Raw genomic sequence first — 14,620 nt, forward strand, 5'->3', positions numbered from 1 at the left:
GGGATCGGGGGACGCATCGGGTAGCGTGGCTCGTATGGCGACTCGTACTTCCCCTGCCGCACGCAGCGGTGCCTCCGGCCGGACTCCGGCCCGGAACTCCGGCGGCAGCTCCAGCAAGACATCAGGCAAGTCCGGCGCGCGCGGCGGATCCGGAGGCCGGGGAACCTCCGTGTCGCAGCAGGCGCCCCCGGACCAGCTGCCCCTGCCGCTGCGCGCGGTGGAGAGCGCCTGGATGGGTATTTCCCGCCTCGCGGGAGCCGGCGTCCGCAAGCTCGGCACCGACGTTTCCCCGGAGCGGGAAGTCCGCCGTGACGGCACCGGTTTCTTCCTGATCCTCCTCGCCCTCGCGGTTGCCACCGTGGAGTGGTGGGCCCTGCGCGGTCCCGTTGCCGACGTTATCCATGCCGGCGCGGCAGGCACCTTCGGCTGGATGGCGGTGGTCCTGCCCTTCATGCTCACCACCGGCGCCGTCCGCCTGTTCCGCTACCCGGAGCGCCACCGGGCCAACAGCAGGATCAGCATCGGCCTGGTAATCATGCTGTTTGCCGGCGCCGGGATCACCCACATTGCCGGTGGGTCACCGGCGTTGTCGGACGGCTTCGACCGGCTCTGGGCCTCCGGCGGCATTGTCGGCTTCCTGGTTGCAGGTCCGCTGTCCGCAGCACTCACCACCTGGCCGGTCCTGGCTCTCCTGTCCTTCCTGGTGTTCGTGAGTGTCCTGATCACCACCGCCACGCCGTTCCGCCACATTCCGCTGCGCCTTCGCGCGATGTACGAACACCTGATGGGCCAGGACCTCGCCCCCGACGATCCCGAAGCGCACGACCAGAGCTACCTCTACGGCGCACCGAAGCCGGAAAAGGTCCGGAAGCCGCGCAAGAGCCGCCGCGAGAAGGAAGCCGAGGCAGCCGCCGCGCAGGAGGGCTTTGCCGGCGACGAAGCCTTCGAACGCGCCCTGCTGCAGGACGAGGAAGATGAGGCAGCCGCCGCTGCCGCGGCTGCGCCGGCCGTACCTCCGGGAGTCCGGCGCCCCACGCAGTCCGAACTGGCCACGCAGAAGATCCGCCGCAACCAGGGCCTGCCGGTCGACGGCGGCACGGACTCCGCCGAGCCGCCCACCGAGGCCATCAGCACGGTCCCCGGCGCCACCGAGGTCCTGAACCTGGCCGCGGTGCCGCCGGTTGCCCCCGTGCCGTCCCGGCCGGTCCAGCCGGTACCCCCGGCCACTCCCATCCCGCAGCGCACCGAGCAGCTGCAGCTCTCCGGCGACATCACCTATACGCTGCCGCCGTCGGACTTCCTGCCCCCGGGACCGCCGGCAAAGGAGCGCTCCGAAGCCAACGACGCCGTCGTCGCCGCCCTGACGCACACGCTCGAGCAGTTCAACGTGGACGCCAAGGTCACCGGGTTCTCCCGCGGACCGACGGTCACCCGCTACGAGATCGAACTCGGCGAAGGCACCAAGGTGGAACGCGTCACGGCGCTGTCCAAGAACATTGCCTACGCCGTGGCCAGCTCCGACGTACGCATCCTGTCGCCCATCCCGGGCAAGTCCGCCATCGGCATCGAGATCCCGAACGCGGACAAGGAAGTTGTGGCCCTGGGCGACGTCCTGCGGTCCAACTCCGCACGGAAGACCGAGCACCCCATGGTGATGGGCGTCGGCAAGGACGTCGAGGGCGGCTTCGTCGTGGCCAACCTGGCCAAGATGCCCCACCTGCTGGTGGCCGGCGCCACCGGCGCGGGCAAGTCCTCCTTCGTGAACTCGATGATCACCTCCATCCTGATGCGCTCCACACCGGACGAGGTGCGCATGGTGATGGTGGACCCCAAGCGCGTGGAACTGACCGCGTATGAAGGCGTTCCGCACCTGATCACCCCAATCATCACCAACCCGAAGAAGGCCGCGGAGGCACTGCAGTGGGTGGTCCGCGAAATGGACACCCGCTACGACGACCTCGCAAACTTCGGCTTCAAGCACATCGACGACTTCAACAAGGCCGTCCGCAACGGCAAGGTGGTGCCCCCGGCCGGCTCCAAGCGGGTCATCCGGGCCTACCCGTACCTGCTCGTGATCGTGGACGAGCTCGCCGACCTGATGATGGTCGCCCCGCGGGACGTCGAAGACTCCATCGTGCGCATCACGCAGCTGGCCCGCGCCGCCGGCATCCACCTGGTGCTGGCCACCCAGCGGCCCTCCGTGGACGTGGTCACCGGCCTGATCAAGGCCAACGTTCCCTCCCGCATGGCCTTCGCCACCTCCTCGGTAACCGACTCCCGCGTGGTCCTGGACCAGCCCGGTGCCGAGAAGCTCCTGGGCCAGGGCGATGCCCTGTTCCTGCCGATGGGATCCAACAAACCCATCCGTGTGCAGGGGGCCTGGGTTACTGAGTCCGAGATCCACCGGGTCGTGGAGCATGTGAAGGGCCAGCTGCAGGCCGTCTACCGCGAAGACGTTGCGGTCACAGCACCGAAGAAGCAGATCGACGACGACATCGGAGACGACCTCGATGTCCTGCTCCAGGCAACCGAACTGGTGGTGACCACGCAGTTCGGGTCCACCTCCATGCTCCAGCGCAAGCTGCGCGTGGGCTTCGCGAAGGCCGGCCGGCTCATGGACCTGCTGGAATCCCGCGGCGTGGTGGGACCCTCCGAAGGGTCCAAGGCGCGCGACGTGCTCGTGAAGCCGGATGACCTGGCTGCCACCCTCGCTGCCATCAGCGGAGGCGACGCCCCGGCTCCGTCAGGAGGCGCCGGGGCCGCCGCGCTGGCGGACAACGCGAATGCCAACCACGGCTTCGACCCCACCGGACCGGTGGACCTGGTGGCCGCGGATCTGGACAGCCGTCCCCAGGTGGAGGATTACCACGATGACGCGGAGGATCCCGACGGATCCGAAGACGCGTGGAATCTCACGGGCCGGTGAATCTTCGCTACGCTGAAGGCGTGAGCAATTCTCCTACCGAGCGGGTTCCTACCCTCAATATCGCCAATGCCCTGACCGTGGCGCGGATCCTGATGGTTCCGCTCTTTGTCTGGTTCCTTGCGTCCGACGACGGCCGTGACGGTTTGTTCCGCTGGCTCGCCGTGGCCACATTCGCCGTCGCCATCTATACCGACAAGCTCGACGGCGATATTGCCCGCAGCCGGGGGCTGATTACCGACTTCGGCAAGATCGCCGATCCGATCGCGGACAAGCTGCTCATCGGGTCTGCCCTGGTGATGCTGTCGCTGCTGGGCGAGCTGTGGTGGTGGGTCACCATCGTGATCCTCGTCCGTGAACTCGGCATCACCCTGATGCGCTTCGTGGTGATCCGGTACGGCGTTATGGCCGCCTCGCGCGGCGGCAAGCTCAAGACCGTGGTCCAGACCTTTGCCATCTTCGTGTTCCTGCTTCCGCTGACCGCCTGGCTGGGTGCCTGGGCCTGGTGGATCGGCGCCGTCTTTATGGCCGCTGCGCTCGTGATCACCGTCGTCACCGGCGTCGACTACGTCCTGCAGGCCGTGAAGCTGCGCCGCGTCGGCAAGCGTGCATGAGCTCTGCGCCGGCTGCCGTCCTCGCTGAAGAGGTCCTTGCCGCTGCCCGCCGGGCGGGGCAGACCGTAGCCACCGCCGAGTCGCTCACCGCCGGCATGCTCTGCGCCGAACTCGGGTCCGTCCCGGGCGCGTCGTCGGTTTTGCAGGGGGGAGTGGTTGCGTACCAAAATGGAGTCAAGCTTTCCGTCCTCGGGGTCCCGGCGGAGCTCCTGGCCGAAGCCGGATCCGTCGACGGGAGGGTTGCCGAGCAGATGGCAGCCGGCGCGCGGCGTGTGCTTGGCGCCGACGTCGGGGTGTCCACAACCGGCGCCGCCGGGCCGCAGGCCCACGACGGCAAACCGGTGGGGACTGTGTTCGTGGGGATCGCTACCGCCGAAGGGACCTCCTCCCGGGAGTTCCGGTTTACGGGCGACCGCACGGCCATCCGGTCGGCGGCGTGCAGTGAAGCACTCTCCATGCTGGCGGCCGCGTTGAAAGTCCGTTAGCGCAGCAGCCGAACAGGATCGCCGCGCGGCGGGAACAAAACCTGCAGGGTGTCAGTTGTTATCATCAGGAACCGCCAAGGTTCCTTTATTACGATCTTTGGACAGTCTGCGGCACCGCCGCAGTCCGTACTCACAGGGAGCAGGACGATACACATGGTTAAGCAACCCGTATCCGTGAACGGCGTGATCCGCTGGCGGGATGTAGGGTTGGCGGAAGACGCACACCGGGAGCCTAAGGAGCGCAAGATGGTAGTTCTTCGTCACGAGATTGGTGATGTTCTCCGCGACGTGCGCCAGCGCCAGGGCCGGACCCTGCGCGAGGTGTCGCACAGCGCCCGTGTTTCTCTCGGCTACCTCAGCGAGGTTGAGCGCGGACAGAAGGAAGCCTCTTCGGAACTTCTGTCGTCAATCTGCACGGCCCTCGATGTGCCCCTGTCCCTGATGCTTCGAGAGGTCAGCGACCGGGTGGCAAACGCTGAAGGCGTTGCCATTCCAGATACCGTACCGACGGAGTTTTCCCGGGAGTTCGCCCGCGAATTCCCCGAAGACCTGGCACGGGACCTGGCCCGCACATCCTAGAACCGCACATAGCAGCGCGGTCGCGGTGCCGAACGGAATCGGCCAGTGACAGCGTTGCCCCATAGACATACCCCTGATCCTGCAATATCAGGGTGAACAGAGGAAACCCCCGCAGGCGCGGTGCCTGCGGGGGTTTGTTCTGCCCGGCTCAGTCCCGGCCGGTCGCCCTCAGTCCGGCCGGGTTTCCTCGGAACCGGGTAGCTCTTCCACTTCCCCGGCCGGCCGGACGGAGGCATTGAGTTTGTGCAGCAGCCCGACCAGTGTCTGCAGCTCTTCCGGTTCCCAGCCTGCCCAGGTCTGCCGGGAGCGTTCCTTGCGTGCGGCGGCGGTGCCCTCCAGACGGGCGGTGCCTACTGCCGTGAGATTGATCGGCTGTGCACGTCCGTCCACCGGGTCCGTGTGCTTTTCCACCAGCCCCAGTGCCTGCAGCATCCCGATCTGCCGGCTCAGCGAGGGCTTGCCCACGCCTACCGCTGCGGCGAGGTCCGTCAGGCGCATTGCACCCTGCTGATGGAGCAGAACCATCAGGCCGTATGCGGAGGGTTCCATATCGGGGTGGACCTCCCGGGCGATCCGGTGGGAGCTGGCCCGGGCCCGGCGCCACAGCACGCTGAGTTCCTGTTCCAGGTCTTCGATGGCCGTGTCCTTATCCGGGGGCGGCGCCGGTGTCGGCATCGGGGGCGCGCCGCCGGCGGGGGCGGCGCCGTCGGGGGCGGCCCCGTCAGGGGCGGCGGACGGAGCAGGGTCTGGGGAAGTGCCGCCCGCGGGGACGCCGGCGGGACCGGATGTCTCGGTCATCCTCCATTGTAGGTTCGCGGTGCTGCCCCGGCATCGGGGGACGCCGGTTTTTCGTTCCGCCGCCCGGTTCGCCGCCCGGTTGCTTGCGTGAGAGGATTATTTGGTGCGTATCAGTGATTTCTGGCGGCTTATGGATGATGAGTTCGGTGCGGCCTATTCGCGGGTCCTGGCTGCGGATCTGGTCCTTGGCCAGCTCGGCGGCGTCACCGCTTCGCAGGCCCTGGACAAGGGCGTGGAGCCAAAATCCGTCTGGCTGGCGGTGTGCGACATCCAGGATGTCCCCGCGGAACGCCGGCTGGGCCGGGACGTCAAGCCCAAGGCTGACTAGGGTCCGGCGGACCCGGACGAACGGACACGCCGGGGTTCACTGTTCGAATATTTGTTCGGATAAAGATATGCTCCTACACAGGGGCCGGTCCTAGCCGATGCGGCCCGGGGATATCCACAAGACAACTAGTTATGCGTTCCGGTCAGCCGTTTTGTCAGTGCCGCCGGATAGGGTCGTAGATAAGAAATGACGACCGGCCTACGGGCCGCCCACAACCACAACACGAGGTGAAGAATGGCTGCTCCAGCCGACCGCGCAAAAGCCCTAGAGGCAGCGCTGGCCCAGATTGACAAGCAATACGGCAAGGGCTCGATCATGCGCCTGGGTGATGAAGTACGCGCCCCCGCCGAGACCATTTCCACCAGCTCCGTCGCGTTGGATGTGGCGCTGGGCATCGGCGGCCTGCCGCGCGGACGCGTGGTGGAGATCTACGGACCGGAATCCTCCGGTAAGACCACCCTGGCGCTCCACGTCGTCGCCAATGCGCAGAAGAACGGCGGCATCGCTGCGTTCATCGACGCCGAGCACGCCCTGGATCCCATCTACGCGGCCAAGCTCGGCGTGGATACGGACTCCCTGCTGGTTTCACAGCCGGACACCGGTGAGCAGGCCCTGGAAATCATGGACATGCTGATCGGATCCGGGTCGGTCGACGTCGTCGTCATTGACTCCGTTGCCGCACTTGTTCCGCGTGCCGAAATCGAAGGCGACATGGGCGACAGCCACGTCGGCCTGCAGGCCCGCCTGATGAGCCAGGCCCTGCGAAAGATCGCCGGACGCCTGAGCCACACGAACACCACCGCCATCTTCATCAACCAGCTGCGTGAAAAGATCGGCGTCTTCTTCGGCAGCCCGGAGACCACCACCGGCGGCAAGGCACTGAAGTTCTACGCTTCGGTCCGCATCGACGTCCGCCGCATTGAGACGCTGAAGGAAGGCACCAACCCGGTTGGTAACCGCACGCGTGCCAAGATCGTCAAGAACAAGATGGCTCCGCCCTTCAAGCAGGCCGAGTTCGACATCATGTACGGCGTCGGCATTTCACGCGAGGGCGGACTGATTGACATGGGCGTGGAACACGGCCTGGTCAAGAAGTCCGGTGCCTGGTTCACCTATGACGGTGACCAGCTGGGCCAGGGCAAGGAGAACTCCCGTAACTTCCTGAAGGACAATCCCGATCTTGCGGACGAGCTGGAACGCCGTATCCGCGAAAAGCTCGGAATCGGTGTTCCTGCCGCTGAAGAGCCGGCAGCACCCAAGCTGAAGGCAGTCGGAAAGGACTCCTAGGCACTCCGCCTCCCGGGCCGCGGCTGACCGCAGCCCGGGAGGCGTTTCCGTGACAGCCCTCCCGGCACACCGGTACGGGGACAGGCACCCCGGAACACAACGCCCTGGAGCGGATACGTATGGATACCTCCCAGCAAGAGACCCTCGCCGAGCTGAAACGCCGGCTCGCCGATATCGCCGCGGGAACAGCGGACGCTGAAGCCGCCGACTCGGGGACGGATGCGCGCAGCGCCCGCAAGGAACGCGCCGCCGCGGGAGAGGCAGGGGACGGCACCGGTGCCGCCAGGCCGTCCCGCCGCAGGAGGACGGCCGCCAAGACACCCGACGCCTTCAAAGAGGACGGGTTCGGCGAGGAAGCGCCCGCCGACGAGCCGTGGGCGGAAGCGGCCGTAGGCGAGGAGACGTCCGGCCGGAAACGGGGCGGAAAAAAACCCGGCAGGCAGTGGGGCCGGCAGGGTTCGGACCGGGAAGAGCCGGATCCGCAGAGCCCGGACCAGGAGCCTGAGCCGCTGTCGCCCGAGGAAGCCTATGCGGAGGCGAAGGCTATCGTCCTGCGTCAGCTCACAGCGTCTCCCAAGAGCCGCCGACAGCTCGAAACCAAGCTTGCGGAGCGGGAGATTCCGCCCGACGCCGCGGCTGCGGTCCTTGACCGTTTCGAGGAAGTACAGCTCGTGGATGATGCCGAGTTTGCCCGGCTGTGGGTCCGCAGCCGGTCGCAGAGCAAGTCACTGGCCCGCGGAGCCCTTCGCCGGGAGCTGACGGAAAAGGGTATTGCGCCTGACCTCGCCGACGAGGCCCTGGAGCAGCTGAGCGCCGACGACGAGCTGGAAGCCGCCCGCTCCCTGGCCCGGAAAAAGCTCCAGGCATCTGCCGACCTATCCGACCGCAGCGTCCGGGACAAACAAACCCGCAGGCTGGTGGGGATGCTCGCCCGGAAGGGCTATTCGCCGTCACTGGGCTTTCGGGTGGCGGCCGAAGTGATCAGCGAAGTGCGGGACACCCGGAGCGATTCGGTCTAGCCAGCCGCCGTAACCGGCGGCATGCGCTGCCCTTTTGCCATGGTGTCAATTCGACGCGCCCTATCGTATGCTGTGCCAACTATGTTAAAGATGAGGTTGGCGGGGCCCATGATGCATCCAGCAGGTCGATTCTCTCCGCTGCGTCTCCGATCGGCTTCGCTGTCTGCTCTCGTCCTCACCGGTGTACTTGCTTCAGCCGTACTCACGGCGGCGCCGGGCTCGGCGGCCGATCCCTACCCTTCCTGGGAGGACATCCAGCAGGCCAAGTCCTCTGAAACGGCCAAGGCGGCTGAAGCAGACAAGCTGGAGGGGCTGATCTCGGATCTGCGCGAGGAAGCCGGAACCTTGGGTGACGCCGCAGTGGAGGCCGCGAACCGCTACAACGCGGCCAGCGATGCTCTTGCCGCCAGCGACAAAGAGCTTGCATCACTTGCCGCCCAGCGGGAAGAGGCTGCGGAGCACTCGACGGAGCTGAAGCGCCAGGTCGCCGGGCTCGCAGCACAGACGTATAAGTCCGGCGGTGCAGCCATGACGCTGGTGCTCCTGGATACGGAGGCCTCGGCGGATGCGCTCCACGGCGCGGACCTCATGGACAGGGTCTCGTCTCGGGCCGGCACCCTGTATGCCGAGGCCGTGGCTTCGGAAAAAGTGGCTGCGGGATTCGGTGACCAGGAACAGGAAGCCAGGGACGCGCATGCCGAACTGGCGGCTGAGGCGGAGGAGGCCCTGCAGGAGGGCAGAGCCTCAGCTGCTGCGGCAGACAAGGCTATACAGGACGAAGAGGCTCGGAAATCCGTCCTGCTCGCACAACTGGCGGATCTGCACGGCAGCACCGCCGCGGCGGAGGAAGCCCGGCTGCGTGGAATAGCCGCCGAAAAGGCGTTCAAGGACCAGCAGGCCGCAGCGGAACGGGCGGCTGCAGAAGAGCCCGTACCGGCAGGTCAGCAGCCGGCGGGTTCGCCCGCCGGAAACGCACCATCGACCGGAACCGAACCGCCGCAAGCGGCACCCCCGGCTCCGGCACCTGTTCCAGCACCGGCACCGGCACCGGCACCGGCCCCGGCCCCGGCACCCGCTCCGGCCCCCGCACCTGCTCCGGTTCCGCCGATCTCGCCGGCACCGGCCCGGCCGGTCGATGATCCCGCCGGCGCACAGAACTACGCCTCGGGACGCATGGGGGCCTACGGCTGGGATGCCAACGAGTTCCGCTGCCTGGTGGTCCTCTGGAACCACGAATCCGGCTGGCTGACCAGCGCAGACAACCCCTACAGCGACGCGTACGGCATTCCGCAGTCCCTTCCGGGAAGCAACATGTCCAGCCACGGTTCCGACTGGCAGACCAATTACCGGACCCAGATCAACTGGGGGCTGGACTACGTCAGATCCCGCTACGGGACGCCCTGTGACGCCTACGGCTTCTGGCAGCGGAACAACTGGTACTAGAACGCACGGAAATTCCGCGATCCGGACCGCGTCAGTAGAGCCGTTACCGTTTTGAGACTTTTCCCGAACTCGGATATCGTTCTGCGCTTGTGAGCTCACCTAACTTCTCCCGACGCGACCTAACCCGCATCCGACGAGCCCGGCGACGCAGCCGGCGGCTTCGCCTGGGCGCCGCAACAGCTCTCGGTTCGCTTGCCGCGGCGGGAGTATGCGGAGCGTCGCTGGGCACTGCCGGAGCCAACCTGCGTGCCACTGCCGGCATCCAGCTGGTGAACCTTGCCGATCCACTCCTTGCCGGATATGACTCCGCTGCAGACCCGGCAGTTTCATCGGCGGACGGGCCGGATATCGACGCGGCGGCGGAGCCGCTGGCAGAGCCCGGGACGGAGGAGTCCGAGGTGCAGGCAGCAGCGAAGGATACCGGGACAGCCGCCGAGGCAGCGGCGAAGGGTGCCGATGCAGCCGCCGCAGCCGCTGACGTGGCCGCTGCTGCTGCCGCCCGGAAGCAGGCTGAGGCTGAGGCTGCCGCGCAGCAGGCCGCGGAGGAAGCTGCGGCCCGGGCAGCAGTTCCCGTGGACGACCCGGCTGCGGCCAAGGCCTACGCCGCTGCGGCCCTGCCCGCCCGCGGTTGGGAAGCAGCCCAGCTCACCTGTCTGGACAAGCTCTGGACCAAGGAATCGGAATGGCTGACCAGCGCCGTCAATCCCGACAGCGGCGCGTACGGAATTGCGCAGTCGCTGCCTGCCGAGAAGATGGCGGTTGCCGGGGACGACTGGAAGGTCAGCTATTCGACGCAGATCAACTGGGGCCTGGACTACATCGCCTCCCGCTACGGCAGCCCCTGCACTGCACTCAATTTCCACTACGCCAATAACTGGTACTAAAAAGACCGCCGCGGGGCATACCGGCGGGCCCGGCGGATGGACGTACCCTAAGAGTGTGAGTTTGACTGCTTCCTCTCCTGCCCCCTCCGCCGCTGCCGCCCAGCCCCGCACCTACGAGGTCCGCACCTTCGGCTGCCAGATGAACGTGCATGATTCCGAGCGTATTTCCGGGCTGCTGGAAGGCGCCGGCTACACGCCGTCGGACGGCGGGCAGCCGGACCTGGTGGTGTTCAATACGTGCGCGGTCCGGGAAAACGCCGATAACAAGCTCTACGGCAACCTCGGACTGCTGGCCCCGGTGAAGGAAAAACGCCCCGGCATGCAGATCGCCGTGGGCGGCTGCCTGGCGCAGAAGGACCGTGACACCATCCTCCGCAAGGCGCCCTGGGTGGACGCCGTCTTCGGCACCCACAACATCGGCTCCCTGCCGGCCCTGCTGGAACGGGCACGGCACAATGCGAAGGCCGAGCTGGAGATCCTCGAATCCCTCGACGTCTTCCCCTCGACCCTGCCCACCAAACGCGACTCGGTGTACTCCGGCTGGGTTTCCATCTCCGTGGGCTGCAACAACACCTGCACCTTCTGCATCGTTCCCTCGCTGCGCGGCAAGGAACGCGACCGGCGCCCGGGGGAGATCCTGGCGGAAATCCGGGCACTGGTGGAAGACGGTGCCATCGAAGTAACCCTGCTGGGCCAGAACGTGAACTCCTACGGCGTGGAATTCGGTGACCGCGGCGCGTTCGCGAAGCTACTGCGCGCCTGCGGCGACATCGAGGGCCTGGAACGGGTCCGGTTCACCAGCCCGCACCCCGCCGCCTTCACCGACGACGTCACCGAAGCCATGGCCGAAACACCCAACGTGATGCCCCAGCTGCACATGCCGCTGCAGTCCGGTTCGGACAAGGTCCTCAAGGACATGCGCCGCTCCTACCGCTCGAAGAAGTTCCTGGGCATCCTGGACCGGGTGAGGGAACGGATGCCGCACGCAGCCATCTCCACCGACATCATCGTCGGCTTCCCGGGGGAGACCGAGGAAGACTTCGCCGCCACCCTCGACGTCGTCGAGCGGGCCCGTTTCGCGACCGCCTTTACGTTCCAGTACTCGAAGCGGCCCGGCACTCCGGCCGCGGAGCTCGCGGACCAGCTGCCCAAGGCCGTGGTGCAGGAACGCTACGAACGCCTCACCGCGCTGCAGGACCGCATCGCCGCGGAAGAAAACGCCAAGCAGGTCGGCACCACCGTCGAAGTGATGGTCACCGCGGCCTCGGGCCGGAAGTCCGGGGAAACCGGGCGTCTCTCCGGGCGTGCACGGGACCAGCGGCTGGTGCACTTCTCGGTGCCCGACGGCGCTCCCGTACCCCGTCCGGGCGACCTCGTGACCGTGCCGGTCACGGCCGCCGCCGCCTTCCACCTGATTTCAGATCCGGCCGGTCCGGCGGATTACTCCCTGCGCCGTTCCCGCGCCGGCGAGGCCTGGGACCGGTCGCAGGCCGAATCCTGTGGTGTGCCCGCCGGACCCGCGGGTGCCCGTACCGGCGTGTCCCTGGGTATGCCCGCGCTGCCGCCGCGTTCCTGACCGCTGCCCGGTGAAGCCAACCCAAACCGTCTACGGAAACCTTTCAATGCCTAACATGACTACTCCTGCGCCATCCGCCGCTGAACGCCCGGTAATCGCCGTCGTCGGACCCACCGGTTCCGGCAAGTCCGACCTCGGCGTCGCCCTGGCGCTGGAACTGGGCGGCGAGGTGATCAACGCCGACTCCATGCAGTTCTACCGGGGCATGGACATCGGCACCGCGAAAATCACCGTCGCTGAACGCCGCGGCGTGCCCCACCACCTGCTGGACATTCTGGACGTCACCGACGAAGCCAGCGTCTCCGCGTTCCAAAGCTCCGCGCGGACGCTTGTTGACGAGATCCGAGGGCGGGGCAGCTTCCCCATCCTCGTGGGCGGCTCCGGCCTGTACGTCCGCGCCGCACTCGACGTCCTGGAATTCCCCGGCACCGATCCCGCCATCCGTGCCCGCCTCGAAGCCGAACTCGCGGCACGGGGCCTGCCCGCCCTGCAGGCCCGGCTGCAGGACGCGGACCCGGTCTCCGCCGGACGGATCTCAGACGCCCGGCGCGTGGTGCGGGCACTGGAAGTCATCGAACTGACGGGACGCCGCTTCAGTTCCTTTATGCCCGCGCGCCAGTACGTCACGCCTGCCGTGCAGATCGGGCTGAGCGTGGAGCGGCCGGTCCTGCACCAGCGGCTGGCCCGCCGCGTGGACACCATGGTGGAGCAGGGGCTGCTGGAAGAGGTCCGGCGGCTGGAGCCCGCGGGGCTGCGGACCGGACGGACCGCCTCCCGTGCCCTCGGCTACGCCCAGTTCCTGGCCGTCCTGGACGGAAAGTCCTCCGTGGCGGAAGCAGCCGAGGCGACGGTGGTGGCCACCCGCCAGTTTGCCCGCCGCCAGCTGACCTGGTTCCGGGCCGATCCCCGGATCACCTGGCTGGAGCACAACGACCCGGATCTTCCCGCCCGGGCCGCGGCGGCCGTCCGTCAGGCATTCCCGGCCAGTATCCTTGATAGGTGACCAACACTTCTGCTGCTTCCGCCGCGTCCCTGTCCGCCTCCGGCCTGCCCGTTTCCCTTGCCGGGCTGCCCTTCGCGAAGGGGCACGGCACCGGCAACGACTTTGTGCTGGTGGCCGATCCCCACGGCGCCCATGAGCTGGCCGCAGCAGACGTGGCCGCGCTCTGCGACCGGCACCGCGGCGTGGGCGGAGACGGCTTTATCCGCGCCGTCCGGTCGGAGCACGTTCCCGAAGGCCGGGTGCTGCTGGAAGGTGCTCCCGAAGCACAGTGGTTCATGGACTACCGGAACTCGGACGGCAGCGTCTCGGAAATGTGCGGCAACGGCGTGCGCGTTTTCGTGCACTTCCTGCTGGAAGAAGGCCTGGCGGAGCTGGCGGAGGGCGGGAGCCTGACGATCGGCACCCGGGCCGGACTCAAGACCGTGACCCGCACTGCGGGCGGCTATGCAGTGGATATGGGTCCCTGGGAGTTCATTTACCCCGACCACGCGGCTGCCAAGTCCATGGACACCGTGGTCAATGCGGACGGCCTGGAAGTGCCCCGCCCCGGCCTGTCGGTCAGCATGGGCAACCCGCACACCGTCGTTGCCCTCGCCGAGCTGTCCGAACTCGCCGTGACCAACCTGACGCAGGCCCCGTCCGTGCAGCCCGAGCCCGAAAACGGAACCAACGTGGAGTTCGTGGTTCCGGCAGAGCCGCTCGTCGAGGACGGCGTGGGGCTGGTGACCATGCGCGTACACGAGCGCGGAGTGGGGGAGACCCTTTCCTGCGGCACCGGCGCCTGCGCTGCCGCCGTCGCCACCCGGTTCTGGGCGGGAGCCGGAGCGCCGGATGACTGGGCCGTAACGGTCCCGGGCGGCGTCGTCGGCGTCCGTTTCCTCACCGGACCGGACGGCCGCGAACATGTTGAGCTGAGCGGCCCGGCCGTGCTGGTGGCACGCGGAACCCTGCTTTAGGCGCTGCGTTCCACTTTCAGGACCCGGAAGGACTTGGCCGTGCTGTGGCGGGAAACCGCGAACCCGGCGGGCAGGGTCTCGGCGAGCCAGCGCTGCAGCGAGTCCGAGCCCAGGTTCTTCTGCACCACCAGCCAGGCGGTTCCGCCCGGCGCCAGGCGGGGCAGCCAGAGCAGCAGCAGGGCATGCAGCTCGTCCTTCCCGATCCGGATGGGCGGGTTGGACCAGATGGTGTCGAAGCGCAGTTCAGGATCTACATCCGCGGGCAGGGCGGCGATGATATTTTCACAGCCCAGTGCCGCTGCGTTGTCCCGGGTCAGCCCGAGGCTGCGCTCATTGACGTCGACGGCGTAGACCCGCGCGGCAGGGGATTTCAATGCCAGGGTCAGCGCGATGGGACCCCAGCCGCAGCCGATGTCCAGAAGGTTGCCCGTTGCCGGCGGCGCCGGGACCTCCTCTAGAAGGACGGCTGTGCCCTTGTCGATCCCGTCCGGGCTGAAGATTCCGCCGGCGCTCTGGAGTGTCCGTTCGGCCCCGTTGAGGCTCACGCGCAGGGGCCTGCGGACCTCGGGTCCGGACGGTGTGGAGGAGAAGTAGTGGTCTGAACCCATAACAGTCCAGATTAGTCGGTCGAGGGGCAGGACAAGGAATTTACGGGCAGCCGGACGGGTTGTATAACACGGTGGGCAGAGCAGGCATCCATTGCGCAGAAGGTTGCGTACCTAATA

The 14,620-nt window shown here is 67.4% G+C and carries 14 protein-coding genes; 12 read left to right on the plus strand and 2 right to left on the minus strand.

The annotated features are described in order from the left end of the window. The first annotated feature begins 34 nt into the window (after positions 1-34). The 4 genes from N2K95_RS05620 to N2K95_RS05635 all read left to right on the plus strand — a co-directional run bounded on the left by N2K95_RS05620 (position 35) and on the right by N2K95_RS05635 (position 4,601). A complete protein-coding gene (locus N2K95_RS05620; protein WP_260653276.1) occupies positions 35-2,926 on the plus strand; it encodes an FtsK/SpoIIIE family DNA translocase in 2,892 nt (963 codons plus the stop codon). 92 nt (positions 2,927-3,018) lie between these two features. After that, positions 3,019-3,537, plus strand: a complete 519-nt coding sequence (locus tag N2K95_RS05625; protein ID WP_260653741.1) for a CDP-alcohol phosphatidyltransferase family protein — start codon at positions 3,019-3,021, stop codon at positions 3,535-3,537. After that, on the plus strand, positions 3,534-4,022 hold the full coding sequence (locus tag N2K95_RS05630; RefSeq protein ID WP_260653277.1) for a CinA family protein: 489 nt from the start codon (positions 3,534-3,536) through the stop codon (positions 4,020-4,022). The genes N2K95_RS05625 and N2K95_RS05630 overlap by 4 nt, the downstream gene beginning before the upstream one ends. 153 nt (positions 4,023-4,175) lie before the next feature. Next, positions 4,176-4,601, plus strand: a complete 426-nt coding sequence (locus N2K95_RS05635; protein WP_304659435.1) for a helix-turn-helix domain-containing protein — start codon at positions 4,176-4,178, stop codon at positions 4,599-4,601. A gap of 168 nt (positions 4,602-4,769) precedes the next feature. Here the strand turns inward: N2K95_RS05635 and N2K95_RS05640 are convergent, their stop codons facing one another. After that, positions 4,770-5,399, minus strand: coding sequence for a MarR family winged helix-turn-helix transcriptional regulator (locus tag N2K95_RS05640; protein ID WP_260653278.1), 630 nt, complete (start codon positions 5,397-5,399; stop codon positions 4,770-4,772). Between the two features lie 103 nt (positions 5,400-5,502). Between N2K95_RS05640 and N2K95_RS05645 the strand changes: the two genes are divergently transcribed. The 8 genes from N2K95_RS05645 to dapF all read left to right on the plus strand — a co-directional run bounded on the left by N2K95_RS05645 (position 5,503) and on the right by dapF (position 13,895). Next, positions 5,503-5,727: a DUF3046 domain-containing protein gene (locus N2K95_RS05645; protein ID WP_260653279.1), complete on the plus strand. Its 225-nt coding sequence runs from the start codon at positions 5,503-5,505 to the stop codon at positions 5,725-5,727. 234 nt (positions 5,728-5,961) lie between these two features. Next, entirely contained in the window at positions 5,962-7,014 is a 1,053-nt protein-coding gene (gene recA / locus N2K95_RS05650; RefSeq protein ID WP_227924507.1) for a recombinase RecA, read from the plus strand. Between the two features lie 119 nt (positions 7,015-7,133). Continuing rightward, on the plus strand, positions 7,134-8,033 hold the full coding sequence (locus tag N2K95_RS16265; protein ID WP_313771186.1) for a regulatory protein RecX: 900 nt from the start codon (positions 7,134-7,136) through the stop codon (positions 8,031-8,033). A 108-nt stretch (positions 8,034-8,141) separates the two neighbouring features. Then, positions 8,142-9,476, plus strand: a complete 1,335-nt coding sequence (locus N2K95_RS05660) for an aggregation-promoting factor C-terminal-like domain-containing protein (protein WP_260653280.1) — start codon at positions 8,142-8,144, stop codon at positions 9,474-9,476. A gap of 89 nt (positions 9,477-9,565) precedes the next feature. Next, positions 9,566-10,360, plus strand: coding sequence for an aggregation-promoting factor C-terminal-like domain-containing protein (locus tag N2K95_RS05665; protein ID WP_260653281.1), 795 nt, complete (start codon positions 9,566-9,568; stop codon positions 10,358-10,360). A gap of 55 nt (positions 10,361-10,415) precedes the next feature. Then, positions 10,416-11,936, plus strand: a complete 1,521-nt coding sequence (gene miaB, locus N2K95_RS05670) for a tRNA (N6-isopentenyl adenosine(37)-C2)-methylthiotransferase MiaB (RefSeq protein ID WP_407080121.1) — start codon at positions 10,416-10,418, stop codon at positions 11,934-11,936. A 55-nt stretch (positions 11,937-11,991) separates the two neighbouring features. Beyond that, a complete protein-coding gene (miaA, locus tag N2K95_RS05675; RefSeq protein ID WP_260653282.1) occupies positions 11,992-12,939 on the plus strand; it encodes a tRNA (adenosine(37)-N6)-dimethylallyltransferase MiaA in 948 nt (315 codons plus the stop codon). Beyond that, positions 12,936-13,895, plus strand: coding sequence for a diaminopimelate epimerase (gene dapF / locus N2K95_RS05680; protein WP_260653283.1), 960 nt, complete (start codon positions 12,936-12,938; stop codon positions 13,893-13,895). Before miaA ends, dapF begins: the two co-directional genes overlap by 4 nt. Here the strand turns inward: dapF and N2K95_RS05685 are convergent. Then, positions 13,892-14,503 (minus strand): class I SAM-dependent methyltransferase, encoded by a 612-nt coding sequence (locus N2K95_RS05685; RefSeq protein WP_260653284.1) that lies wholly within the window; start codon positions 14,501-14,503, stop codon positions 13,892-13,894. The two genes, dapF and N2K95_RS05685, sit on opposite strands and share 4 nt — an antisense overlap. Between the last annotated feature and the right edge of the window lie 117 nt (positions 14,504-14,620).

Origin of the sequence: Arthrobacter zhaoxinii (assembly GCF_025244925.1) — a bacterium.
Classification (GTDB): Bacteria; Actinomycetota; Actinomycetes; order Actinomycetales; family Micrococcaceae; genus Arthrobacter_B; species Arthrobacter_B zhaoxinii.

What these genes read in the sequence shown, in the direction of transcription:
- miaA (WP_260653282.1), top strand. Translation starts at nt 11,992, where the DNA reads ATGACTACTCCTGCGCCATCCGCCGCTGAACGCCCGGTAATCGCCGTC.
- N2K95_RS05685 (WP_260653284.1), bottom strand. Translation starts at nt 14,503, where the DNA reads ATGGGTTCAGACCACTACTTCTCCTCCACACCGTCCGGACCCGAGGTC.
- N2K95_RS05660 (WP_260653280.1), top strand. Translation starts at nt 8,142, where the DNA reads ATGATGCATCCAGCAGGTCGATTCTCTCCGCTGCGTCTCCGATCGGCT.
- N2K95_RS16265 (WP_313771186.1), top strand. Translation starts at nt 7,134, where the DNA reads ATGGATACCTCCCAGCAAGAGACCCTCGCCGAGCTGAAACGCCGGCTC.
- N2K95_RS05640 (WP_260653278.1), bottom strand. Translation starts at nt 5,399, where the DNA reads ATGACCGAGACATCCGGTCCCGCCGGCGTCCCCGCGGGCGGCACTTCC.
- N2K95_RS05635 (WP_304659435.1), top strand. Translation starts at nt 4,176, where the DNA reads ATGGTTAAGCAACCCGTATCCGTGAACGGCGTGATCCGCTGGCGGGAT.
- N2K95_RS05625 (WP_260653741.1), top strand. Translation starts at nt 3,019, where the DNA reads ATGGTTCCGCTCTTTGTCTGGTTCCTTGCGTCCGACGACGGCCGTGAC.
- N2K95_RS05630 (WP_260653277.1), top strand. Translation starts at nt 3,534, where the DNA reads ATGAGCTCTGCGCCGGCTGCCGTCCTCGCTGAAGAGGTCCTTGCCGCT.
- recA (WP_227924507.1), top strand. Translation starts at nt 5,962, where the DNA reads ATGGCTGCTCCAGCCGACCGCGCAAAAGCCCTAGAGGCAGCGCTGGCC.
- N2K95_RS05620 (WP_260653276.1), top strand. Translation starts at nt 35, where the DNA reads ATGGCGACTCGTACTTCCCCTGCCGCACGCAGCGGTGCCTCCGGCCGG.